Here is an 11,090-nt window from a genome sequence, read left to right as displayed (position 1 = left end):
AGGTACCCTTCATAGTCATCTTTATCTTAGCTTACAACTCAAAGGTGGAAGAATCTATCCACTTCCAATCCTTTCTTAAGTTTTTTATGGACTCTACAAGATTAAATAGGGCAAGATCCTTTTTCTTTGCTTCTAACATAATATCTATATCTTTATTTAATGGCTTACAAAGCTCTATGAATTCAACAAAATCATTACCATTAATAAAGTCTGCATGTTTCCTATCTTTTGAGTGATTCTTAGGACTTGAAAAATGAAGTTTTGGAGGTAGTTTTTCGTCTTTCCATGTGTCTAATATATCCGGTAATATCTCATCTATACTATAACCATCATTATTGCATATATGATGGTGGATATCCAACACCATGGGAACACCTAAATTATTGCATAGTTGAAGAGTTTCCTTAGCAGTAAATGTTTTATCATCATTTTCTAAAATAATCTTAGATGTTATCTCATCAGGAAATTGTCTGAAATTATTTTTAAATCTTTTAAGAGCATCTTTTTTACCCCCTGCACCACTTCCTATATGAAGTATCATTTTCCCAAAAGGATATCCAATGTCTTCAAATAAATTTACATGAAACCATAGGTTTCTTTCAGTATTTTCTACTACCCTATCATCCATACTATTAATTACATTAAACTGATCGGGATGGGTATCTACCCTCATACTATGTTCTTTTATCAAATCTCCAATAATCTTAAAGTCCACAGCAAAAATTTTTCTATAATCCCAATTTACTTCAGGGTGAGTAGCAAGGGGAATAAGGGATGAAGTTATTCTATAGAAATGAATATTATTTTTTATATTGTATTCTAATATTTTTCTTAAATCTAATATATTAGAGTAGGAAACCTTTTTAAGCTTATTTAATTTCTCTTCTTTCGTTGTTAATTTTTGATAATATGTATAAGTTACACTGCTAGATGATGTGGTTTTGGGAAGACCTAAAGCAATTGCTACATAACCTAATCTAACTCTCATAAATACACCCCCATAATTTTCTTAACATTCTTAGTATACATCATAAGCTTATAAGAATACGGATTTTTTAAATTAGATTAAAAGTTAGTATATATCTTACCATATGATTTATAGATATTAAAATATATACGTCACGATATAGTTTTTGTGTTAAAATATATACGTCACGATATAGTTTTTGTGTTAAAATATAATTATTCTACAATTACTAATCCCTAAAGAAAGGAGCATACCATTTGAATATACTATTTAATAAATTTAAAGAAGTATCTTTTTCCGTATTGCCTATAACTTTGCTTGTAATTGTACTTAGTTTTACTTTAGTTCCCTTAGAAATGGAAATGTTTATAAGATTTATTATTGGTGCTATATTAGTCATCATTGGACTGGGGATTTTCCTATTTGGAGCTGAAATTGGTATAAGCCCTATAGGTAACCTTATGGGAGAAACAATTGCTAAAACTAACAAATCATATATTGTAGGTATACTGGGATTTGTTCTAGGCTTTTTTATCACAGTAGCAGAACCAGATTTGCAAATCCTAGCTTCTCAAGTAAACAGTGCAACTGGAGGAATTATACCAAGTTATTTAATTCTCATTGTTGTTTCTATTGGAGTAGGTATTATGGTATCCATAGGACTTCTTAGAATACTATATGAAAAACCGCTAAACAAATTGTTTACCATAGTTTATTCTATTATATTGATTTTAGGGTTTTGGGTCTCAGAGGAATTTTTGGCTATTTCCGTTGATGCATCGGGAGCAACTACTGGAGCAATGACTACACCATTTATTTTAGCCTTAGGATTAGGTGTTTCTCAATTAAAAGGTGGTACAACATCAGAAGAAGATAGTTTTGGATTGGTAGGCATTGCTTCAACTGGCCCTATCCTTGCTATTATGTTGTTGAATATAATTATTGGGCAAAATAATATACAAGGTCAAGCGGAGGCATTTATACCTAATATAGGAATTTTGTCTCCATATATAAGCCAATTTCCCATACTAATGAAAGAATCACTTTTAACATTATTACCTTTATTTATATTATTTATCATTTTCAACAAGTCTAAATTTAAACTAACCAAAAGAAAAAAGAATAGAATATATAAAGGGCTTTTATATACGTATATTGGACTTACCCTATTCTTAGTTGGAGTCAATGCTGGATTTATGGAAGTTGGCCGAGTTATGGGGAATGGAATAGCAAATTTAGAATCTAATTGGCTGCTTCCAGCCGTTGGGTTTTTATTAGGTATGGTAGTAGTCCTAGCTGAACCAGCAGTATATGTACTTACAGAGCAAGTTGAAGAAGTAACTGCAGGTCATATTAAAAAGAAAATAATTTTGGGTACACTATCTATTGGAATTGCATTTGCTGTAACCATGTCTATGTTTAGAATTATGATACCAAGTTTAAAACTATGGCATTTTCTATTACCTGGATTTGCAATAGCTATTTTTCTTAGCTATAGAGTACCACCTATTTTCGTAGGAATAGCCTATGATTCGGGAGGAGTTGCATCTGGTCCTATGACTGCTACTTTTATCCTAGCTTTTGCTCAAGGAGCAGCTAATGCTATGCCTACAGCTAATGTATTAATAGACGGATTTGGAGTTATTGCAATGGTTGCCATGACTCCATTAGTAGCTATACAAATATTGGGCCTATTATTTAAAATAAAGGCAAAGCGAGGGGGTATCAATATCAATGAATCTAATAGATAAAGAATACTCATTATTTTGCATAATAGTAGACTTTGGAAAAGGAAGTAAGGTTTTAGAAAAATCTAAAGAGTTAGGAGCAACTGGGGGAACTTTTTTCTTAGGAAAAGGAACTGTAAGCAATAATCTACTGGATATATTAGGTCTTAATGAGGTAAGAAAAGAAATACTTATAATGGTTATTGAAAGAAAATTAGAAGATTTCTTCCATGATAGTCTAACTAAAACCTTTTCATTTAATAAACCCAATCATGGTATAGCCTTTTCCATGTCATTAACAAACTTTATAAGAAATAAAGAATCTAAATATATAGCTGATTCCAATAAAGGAGGGGTTGAAAATATGGAATATGAAGCAATATTTACTATTGTAGATAAGGGGTTGTCAGACGATGTATTAGAAGCAGCTAAATCAGTAGGTGCAACAGGAGGAACAGTAATTCATGGGAGAGGTTCTGGATCACATGAAAAAGCTAAATTATTTAATATTGAAATAGAACCAGAAAAAGATATTGTGCTAATTCTATCTACAATTGATAAAACAGAAAAGATAGTAAATTCCATTAGGAGAAATATGAATATCGATGAACCTGGAACAGGAATAATATTTGTACTAGATGTAAATAGAGCTTCTGGATTATTTGGAAATTAAATCTTTTAATAAAATAGAGTAGAAGAGATGAAATCATCTTTTCTACTCTATTTTTATCTCATTACTCTAAGTATACTTAACCTATAAACCTAATATCCTCTACCCTGAATACGAGATATTTGTTTGATCCAATATTTGAAAATTCATATATTAGATATTTATAAATTAATTTAAAATAAAATTAATTTTGCTGTAACACAACTTTTGTACATGCATAGTATGTACTACCAAATAGGAAGGGAGGAAGTGTAAATGGCAGATAGAATTTTTGCATCAGTAGTAAATCAAAAAACTGTAACTCAAGTTCAACTACAAGTTTTAACAATAATTGCTGCTCAAGTTGCTAGTGTAATTGAAGCTCAAATAGGCGTTACAGTTCAGTCTGATGATGATTTGATAGATATCTAAATGTAAATCCAGCGTAATGCTTTTATAATAGATGGCTTATTAATAATGGAAAGGGGAGATAAAATTGAAAATAGGATTTTCAAAAGATGGATTAACGTTGAATTCAAAGAAATTAAATCCATTAAATATTCCTGTAAAGGGCGTTAAACTAGAATCTGATATACCGGTAGAACATCCTAATCCTGCTGATATATTATCGGTCTTCCAAAGACAGAATATTAGAAACGCTAACCGACTGGAAGGAATAGAAATATTAAAATCAATGATAGAAAAAGCTAGATAACCTAGATAATAATTTAGAACTGTCTCAGAAAAACTCTTTGAGACAGTTCTTTTAATTTATGGTCTTGAACTATTTTATAGCAATTTCATATTATGTTAATAGAAAAAGTAGGATGGGGGTTAGTTTTATGTCCAAAGATACTCAAAAATCATTGCCTAAAGGAAAACACAATACCTATATGGGCGCTAAAATTGCAAACCAAATAAATACTAATCAGCAATCTAATATGCTCCTTTCTGCATATAGTGTAGTAACTCAAAATTCTACTACTATTAACATAAATTTAGAATAGGGGAGGATTAGGTTATGACAAATAACATTAATGAAAACAGCCAATGGATAAAAATAAAATTAAAGAAAAATGGAAAAAAATTACCCAAGGAACTTCGAATTGATATGGACGGTAAGGTTTATGTAGATGGGGAATTATATGATGAAACTAAATCCAAGTATAAAAATTTAAGCATAGATGTGGAGCAACACGGTAGATTAAGTTCTGGAGAAGAAACACAAAAAATAATAGAAGAAAGTAAGAAAGCTAAAAAAGGAGAATTCATTACCATTAAAGAGGAGGAAGGGCCTGATAAAAAAGAGATTACCACAGTCAAGTTCTGAATAAAGGAGGTATTTTTTTTGGATAGTAAGGAGCAAGAAAAAAAGGAACTATTTGATAATCAAGTTAATATAGATTCTAATATTAATAAAATAATAACAGGTGATATTGAAATAACTTTGCATATTAAAAAACAAAAAAATCCTGCTGAACTATTAGAAAAGTTCTATTTACTGAGAAACGATGCTAACCTAAGTAATCACGAAAAAAACGAAAAAGTAAAAAAGATAATGACTGACTATAAGAGGTGATCTATTTTGAAAAAAGTAAAACATTCATTACTACTTAACCTTTCAAACCAAGCTAATACTATTCAATGTAGGAAGACATATCTATCTCAATTTAACTTTATTACAATTTTAGGCCTTGAATATTTAAATATTTTGAATACAAAAGAAAGTATTCCCATTTCATTTGCTATAGATAAGGATGGAAATTTGTCAATTAATGGGGTTGATGGAGAGCTAATTAGCGATAGAAATATACATGTATATACGGATAAAAAAGTAACCGAAAGTGATTAATCCATATAAATATTTCATATGGGGGGATTATAGTGGAAGATACCAATAAACCTGAAGATTTTTTGGCTGAAATCCTAGATTATAATGATAGCAAGATATATAACTTTATGATAAATGCATCAAATCAAGCCAATTTAACTGGTAATAATAATATTTCTCCAACTCAACTAAGCTCAATTTTTGTGATTATAAACCCATATTATATAGAAAAACTGAATATTGAGGGATTAAATTTAGATATAAAAATGAATGAAAATAATATAGTTTCAATAAATAAAAAGAACTATGAAATGATAGAAATAGAACCAGGAATCAAAGTATTTGGAATATGCAAAGAAGATAAGGAGTGATGGTATGGGAAACATTAATGTCAACAAAAATAACTCTAACAAGAGAAAATTAGATGATATTCTTACAGAAGAAGAGAAAGTATTATATGAAAAGATACTAGAAGATATAGAAAGGAATGATAAATTTTATACTACTAGCAGCCCAGAGGAAATTACATCTCATTTAACTGATGTTTGTGGATTTAATAGAGATAGTATTTATAAATTGTTTAAAAAAATAACTCTTATTAATGAGGAGTGAGGGAAAAATGTCAGTCAATGTCAATAAAAATGAATATCCTATTGATATAAATGATAGAACTAACCAATCAAATGATAATATAGATGAAAAACAGAATGTAAAGCTGGAAGATACCAATAATATGTCTGCAGAAAAGGAAAATGTAGAAACTGAAGAACAAGAAATTAAAGTTAATAACCTAGTTAAGGAGAAAAATACTAAAGACCCTAAAGCTGACATCCCACTAGATATTTTAAATCAATTTAAAAAGATATACAAAAATAATATTTAATCAAAATGGCTAAGAAATCTTAGCCATTTTGATGAACTTCAAAACTTTCAATATACTATCAAATTAATGCTGGAGTGTAGTACTCTAAAGTAATTACTACCTATACAAGCTTTTCATTTAATACTTCTTCAGGAAGCATTAGCAATGCCTTTTCCAGTATTTCTTTAGCATAATATCCTTCTCCCCAAGGAGGTGACAAAAGCTGTCTCCAGATTTTACTTCCTCTTTTATTATGGAATAGGCCTAAAGTATTTTTTAAAACTTGATATCCTACTTTTTCATCCTTTTCTATTTTTTCCATATAGTCTATTAACCCTTCTATAACCTGTCTTCTTGAAATATTGTTGACATTACCTTCTTCAAAAAATTGATCGACTTCTGTTAATAAAAATGGATTTTCATAAGCTATCCTACCTAACATTACTCCATCTACATATTGTAAATGCTCTTTTATAGATTCAATGGTTTTTGTACCTCCATTGATTTCAATGAATAATTCTGGAAAGTTTTCCTTTACTCTATATACTTCATCATATCTAAGAGGTGGAACTTCCCTATTTTCTTTAGGACTCAATCCTTCTAGTATAGCAATACGAGCATGAATTATGAAATGTTTTACTCCTACTTTATAAAGGGTTTTAATAAAATATTCCATATCCTCATATTTATCAAATATTACCTTTGATAAGGAACTAGGTAATATATTTGTTCCATTAATTCCAATTCTATGCTTTACACTAATTGGTTTTTTCGTTTCTTTCCTCATAGCTTGAATTATTTCGGCAACTAATTCAGGGTAGGCCATTAGAGCTGCTCCCATTTGATTTCCAGAAACCCGATCTGAAGGACATCCTATATTTAAATTTATTTCATCATAATCCCAATCCTCTGCTATTTTTACTGCTTCAGCAATCTCCCCTTTATCACATCCTGCAATCTGTAATACTATAGGTTTTTCAAAAGGATCAAAATCTAAAATTTTATTTCTATCTCCATGAATAATTGCACTACTTGTAATCATTTCTGTATATAATATAGATTTCTTAGTAAGAAGTCTACAAAAATATCTAAAATGTCTGTCTGTTATATCCACCATTGGAGCAATACTTATTCTAGGCATTGTTTCCCCCTTCCCATATGCTTTATTAATAATATATATATTATTACCAGCCAATGAATAATAGTTCATTATTATTTTGAAGCATCCCTAAGTAAATAAGGATGCTTCATTTTTATTAATTATCTTTTAATTTTTCGATTATTTTCTTCAAAAATACAGGTAAATCTTTAGGTGTTCTAGAAGTAATTAAATTTCCATCCTCTACTACTTCCTCATCTAAATAATGGGCTCCTGCATTTATTAGGTCATCTTTTATAGCAAAAAAGGAAGTAACTTTTCTACCTTTAAGATTGCAAGACGATGTCATCATCCATGGCCCATGGCAGATTGCAGCTATTAGTTTATTCTCTCTGTCCATATCTTTTACAAAATCTACTGTAGATCTACATCTTCTCATATAATCTGGAGAGAACCCACCTGGAATTATTACTCCATCATAATCCTTAGCTGATACTTCTTTAGATGAATGGGTACTTTTTTCACTTAGACCAGTTTTTGAAAAATAATCAGTTTCTTTTTCAGTCCCTATTAAATGAACTTCATACCCTTCCTCTAATAACCTATAATAAGGATAAATCAACTCTCTTTCATCAAACATATTTTCTATTAATATAGCTATTCTCTTCATTATTATCCCCTTTCTATAGTGTTTAATCTTTCTATATTATAGCTACCCTATTAAACCATATATTAAAACAGTATTTATTATACACTTTTCCTTCATCATAATATTGGACCTAGAATATCATAGTTCACAGTTGTGTACGTAATTTCCCATGCCCACAAGTAAAAGCTTTTATTTCCGTCCAATATACAAAAAGTGTTCACTTGTACCTATAAGGTTTTCATCCCTGCTTAATTGATATCCTATTTCTAACCATTTTCTGTATTCTCCTTCTTCTAACATATTAATCTCATTTTCTTTGGAACCTAGAATATTCTCTACACCAGCAAATGCTAGTTCAGTTAGTCCAAAACTATTCATTAAATCCTTGGCCTCTTTATAATCAATAAAGTATGCTGTTGCGAATCCTTTATCTCCTATATTTACTCCATTTTTTAGATACCCTAGTAATTCATCTACAGATTCAATCGGATATACTCCTTTTAGATAATCTTGTATCGGTGCATAATTAGAAATGAAAGAAGCAACTATAATTCCATTTGGTTTTAATAATCTCAAAGCTCCTTGAACGGCAGCTTTTCTATCAGATTTTCAATTAAATGGTATAAGGGCCTCATTAAAAGAATAACATCATATTTTTGTTCATATTGCTCTAGTTCCAATGCATTTCCATGGATATAGACCTCTAATGTTACGTTTTTCTCTCTTGATTTTTCTTTTGCAACTTCAATATTCCGTTTTGACAAGTCTAATAATGATACCTTATGTCCTTTTTCTGCTAAGTATATAGAGTATCTTCCAGGTCCGCCACCAATGCCAAATATTTCTAAATTCTCTCCCGTTATATATTCATCAAGATATCTTTAGGTAATATCAAACTCAATTTCATGTCGTTCAAGTCTTTCCCACTCATCATATTTATTATCATACCAATATTCAACTTTGTTCATATTATTTTCTCCTTTCAGATATTATTAAAAGGTAGCTTTCTGATACTTATCTCTTTAATAACATTAATTTTATAGTAACTCTCCATTTTTGTCATAAAAGGAGTCGCAAAATTTCATCTTGCCAGATATCTCTCTATTAGAACCAAGAAATTTGATTTTCAAATAAGGGTTTTCAGGATGATTGTCAGATAATACTATTCCATATTTTAAAGCAGACTCAAATCCAAATTGGAAATAATAATCTCCACCAGTAAGTGCAACCCATTGGAAACTATATTCTTTTGCCTTTTTCAATCCTAAATCTATAAGTTTTCTTCCAATTCCTTGACGTTGATATGAAGGCTTAACTGCCAATAGTCCTAATGATAAACCTTCATTTTTACCTATCAAGGCCTTTGACAATAAAATATAACCAATTATCTCCTTATTATTGGTTGCAATTAAACATAACTGAGGAATGAATCCAGGATCTATTCTTACCTTGTCCACAAACTCCCATTCATTAAAAAATTCATTCTTACCTGACCTATAAAAAGCCTTTTTTACAACAGTTTTTATCTCTTCTATATCATTATTTTCTGCTTGTCTTATAGTTATATTTTCCATACTATCATCCTTTTATACTCAAACTAAATATAAAAGCTTTCTCCACAATAAAAATCTTATGTATTAGCTTTTATATCCTTTTCATCAGTCTAGGCTATTTGCTTCTAATAACATAATGTAATATTCTATATTTTCTAATAAAGTCCTCCTTTGTAGGCCATATATTCTTAAGTTTAAAAGCATAGGTCAAAATCAGGATCAAGTTTTTGTCTTTTAAGTAATTTATAGGGCTATCCACGATGTATCTTATTTTACCATACATGGTATTTTTATTGAAATTAGGTGTAACTTCTGCAATTACAGATTTAAAGTTTGATTCCAATCCCCTGATGTTAGTATATAAGTATGGACACTAAATAAGGTTTTTTATATACTACTAAATGAGGAAGGAAGTGTCCATAAAATGTCTAAAAGAAAAACCTATACAGATGAATTTAAAACAATGATTGCAGAGTTAGTATTATAAGGAAAAACAGTTAAAGAAGTATCCGACGAATAAGACTCAAGTCAAACTGCAATACGTAATTGGGTAAAGAAAAAGGCTCCTATTGAAGTAGAAGGAGATACTACAAACCTTGAAGAAATTTTGAGAATCAAGAAGGAAAATGCAAAGCTAAAGGAGGAAAATGAAATATTAAAAAAAGCTATGGCTATATTCGCAAAGAAGTAAATCCTGATGCTATATTTGAGATAATAAAAACTAATTCTAACATATACAGCATAGATACTATGTGTAAGGTACTTAGTTTCCCTAGAAGCACCTATTATGATAAGCAAAATCAAAAACCTGAAAATAAATGGAAACTAGAGAATAAAAAATTACAAAAAGATATTTTAGATATATACAATGGCAGTGGTAAAATATACGGTGCTCCTAAAATTCGTGAAAAACTAAAAGCAGGGGGTTATGAAAAAATCAGCCTTAAAAGGGTCCAAAGACATATGAAAAGGCTTGGTATTAGATCGATTGTTGTAAAAAAGTACAGGCCAAATTCTACTAAAAAAGTCTATGAAGGAGGCCAAAACCTCTTAAATAGAGACTTTACAACTACAAAAATTAATGAAAAATGGGTAGCTGATATTACCTATATTCATACTTTAAAAGATGGATGGAATTATCTAGCGTCTATCTTAGATTTGCATACTCAAAAAATAGTAGGATATAGTTTTTCAAAGACCATGGATACATCCTTAGTATTAAAAGCATTAGAAAATGCTGTGACTACACAAAAACCAGGCAAAGGCTTGATTATTCACTCAGATAGAGGTTCACAATATACTTCAAAGGAATATCGTAAAGCAGCAAAATCAAAAGAATTCAGACTATCGTATAGTTCCAAGGGTTGTCCCTACGATAATGCTTGTATAGAAAGCTTTCATGCAATATTAAAAAAAGAATGTGTATATTTACATACATTTATAGATTATAATCATGCTAAATTAGTATTATTTCAATATATAGAAGGATTTTATAATAGAAAAAGGATTCATTCATCAATTAATAATATGACTCCGGATACATATTAGAATTTATGTAGAGTATCATAGCTTGCTTTAGATTTTGAGCCTGAGGGGAATACTAGCCACCCGTAGGGCTTGCCCCTGATAAACCAATGAATAAATGCTACAATGTCCCATCACGAAGGCGAAATATTTAGCTTGCTTTGAGCTTGTCGCCTTCGGGGTGAAAACTTAGAAGCATTTATGAATGGTTTGTCAAGGGTGGCGGGAA

General features: G+C 30.0%; 17 protein-coding genes and 1 pseudogene. 12 read left to right on the top strand and 6 right to left on the bottom strand.

Features of this window, described 5'->3' with window-relative positions; translation table 11 throughout:
- Nucleotides 1-31: 31 nt before the first annotated feature.
- Entirely contained in the window at nucleotides 32-988 is a 957-nt protein-coding gene (uvsE, locus tag C3E89_RS07650; RefSeq protein ID WP_025640316.1) for a UV DNA damage repair endonuclease UvsE, read from the bottom strand.
- Nucleotides 989-1,224: 236 nt separating this feature from the next.
- Between uvsE and C3E89_RS07645 the strand changes: the two genes are divergently transcribed.
- The 11 genes from C3E89_RS07645 to C3E89_RS07595 all read left to right on the top strand — a co-directional run bounded on the left by C3E89_RS07645 (nucleotide 1,225) and on the right by C3E89_RS07595 (nucleotide 6,057).
- The gene (locus C3E89_RS07645; RefSeq protein WP_236911850.1) at nucleotides 1,225-2,718 is read left to right on the top strand and encodes a DUF1538 domain-containing protein; all 1,494 of its coding nucleotides are present in this window, start codon (nucleotides 1,225-1,227) and stop codon (nucleotides 2,716-2,718) included.
- Nucleotides 2,702-3,367 (top strand): P-II family nitrogen regulator, encoded by a 666-nt coding sequence (locus tag C3E89_RS07640; protein ID WP_236911849.1) that lies wholly within the window; start codon nucleotides 2,702-2,704, stop codon nucleotides 3,365-3,367. Before C3E89_RS07645 ends, C3E89_RS07640 begins: the two co-directional genes overlap by 17 nt.
- Nucleotides 3,368-3,619: 252 nt before the next feature.
- Nucleotides 3,620-3,775, top strand: a complete 156-nt coding sequence (locus C3E89_RS07635; protein ID WP_005587456.1) for a hypothetical protein — start codon at nucleotides 3,620-3,622, stop codon at nucleotides 3,773-3,775.
- Nucleotides 3,776-3,839: 64 nt separating this feature from the next.
- The gene (locus C3E89_RS07630; protein ID WP_236911848.1) at nucleotides 3,840-4,058 is read left to right on the top strand and encodes a hypothetical protein; all 219 of its coding nucleotides are present in this window, start codon (nucleotides 3,840-3,842) and stop codon (nucleotides 4,056-4,058) included.
- A 127-nt stretch (nucleotides 4,059-4,185) separates the two neighbouring features.
- Nucleotides 4,186-4,350 carry a hypothetical protein gene (locus C3E89_RS07625; RefSeq protein ID WP_005587459.1) on the top strand — a complete coding sequence of 55 codons (165 nt, stop codon included), beginning with the start codon at nucleotides 4,186-4,188 and terminating at the stop codon, nucleotides 4,348-4,350.
- A 14-nt stretch (nucleotides 4,351-4,364) separates the two neighbouring features.
- The gene (locus C3E89_RS07620) at nucleotides 4,365-4,673 is read left to right on the top strand and encodes a hypothetical protein (protein WP_005587460.1); all 309 of its coding nucleotides are present in this window, start codon (nucleotides 4,365-4,367) and stop codon (nucleotides 4,671-4,673) included.
- An 18-nt stretch (nucleotides 4,674-4,691) separates the two neighbouring features.
- On the top strand, nucleotides 4,692-4,922 hold the full coding sequence (locus C3E89_RS07615) for a hypothetical protein (RefSeq protein ID WP_236911847.1): 231 nt from the start codon (nucleotides 4,692-4,694) through the stop codon (nucleotides 4,920-4,922).
- Between the two features lie 6 nt (nucleotides 4,923-4,928).
- Nucleotides 4,929-5,195: a hypothetical protein gene (locus tag C3E89_RS07610; RefSeq protein WP_005587463.1), complete on the top strand. Its 267-nt coding sequence runs from the start codon at nucleotides 4,929-4,931 to the stop codon at nucleotides 5,193-5,195.
- A 32-nt stretch (nucleotides 5,196-5,227) separates the two neighbouring features.
- Nucleotides 5,228-5,545 carry a hypothetical protein gene (locus tag C3E89_RS07605; protein ID WP_005587465.1) on the top strand — a complete coding sequence of 106 codons (318 nt, stop codon included), beginning with the start codon at nucleotides 5,228-5,230 and terminating at the stop codon, nucleotides 5,543-5,545.
- A 4-nt stretch (nucleotides 5,546-5,549) separates the two neighbouring features.
- Nucleotides 5,550-5,786, top strand: a complete 237-nt coding sequence (locus C3E89_RS07600) for a hypothetical protein (RefSeq protein WP_236911846.1) — start codon at nucleotides 5,550-5,552, stop codon at nucleotides 5,784-5,786.
- A 7-nt stretch (nucleotides 5,787-5,793) separates the two neighbouring features.
- A complete protein-coding gene (locus C3E89_RS07595; protein ID WP_005587468.1) occupies nucleotides 5,794-6,057 on the top strand; it encodes a hypothetical protein in 264 nt (87 codons plus the stop codon).
- Nucleotides 6,058-6,157: 100 nt separating this feature from the next.
- Here the strand turns inward: C3E89_RS07595 and dusA are convergent, their stop codons facing one another.
- The 5 genes from dusA to C3E89_RS07570 form a co-directional block, all read right to left on the bottom strand.
- Nucleotides 6,158-7,177 (bottom strand): tRNA dihydrouridine(20/20a) synthase DusA, encoded by a 1,020-nt coding sequence (gene dusA, locus C3E89_RS07590; protein WP_236911845.1) that lies wholly within the window; start codon nucleotides 7,175-7,177, stop codon nucleotides 6,158-6,160.
- A 115-nt stretch (nucleotides 7,178-7,292) separates the two neighbouring features.
- Complete coding sequence (locus C3E89_RS07585; protein ID WP_236911844.1) at nucleotides 7,293-7,805, bottom strand: type 1 glutamine amidotransferase domain-containing protein; 513 nt, start codon at nucleotides 7,803-7,805, stop codon at nucleotides 7,293-7,295.
- Nucleotides 7,806-7,973: 168 nt separating this feature from the next.
- Entirely contained in the window at nucleotides 7,974-8,360 is a 387-nt protein-coding gene (locus tag C3E89_RS07580; protein ID WP_236911843.1) for a hypothetical protein, read from the bottom strand.
- Nucleotides 8,357-8,590 (bottom strand): class I SAM-dependent methyltransferase, encoded by a 234-nt coding sequence (locus tag C3E89_RS07575; RefSeq protein WP_236913449.1) that lies wholly within the window; start codon nucleotides 8,588-8,590, stop codon nucleotides 8,357-8,359. The genes C3E89_RS07580 and C3E89_RS07575 overlap by 4 nt, the downstream gene beginning before the upstream one ends.
- 231 nt (nucleotides 8,591-8,821) lie before the next feature.
- Complete coding sequence (locus C3E89_RS07570) at nucleotides 8,822-9,358, bottom strand: GNAT family N-acetyltransferase (protein WP_236911842.1); 537 nt, start codon at nucleotides 9,356-9,358, stop codon at nucleotides 8,822-8,824.
- A gap of 403 nt (nucleotides 9,359-9,761) precedes the next feature.
- On the opposite strand from C3E89_RS07570, the pseudogene C3E89_RS07565 reads away from it, so the two are divergent.
- Nucleotides 9,762-10,885, top strand: a pseudogene (locus tag C3E89_RS07565) (IS3 family transposase).
- Nucleotides 10,886-11,090 lie beyond the last annotated feature (205 nt).

It is taken from the genome of Clostridium sp. Cult1 (assembly GCF_021655095.1).
Classification (GTDB): Bacteria; Bacillota; Clostridia; order Tissierellales; family Tepidimicrobiaceae; genus Schnuerera.
Note: the sequence above shows the minus strand (reverse complement) of the source record. Positions and strands in the feature narration are given on the sequence as shown.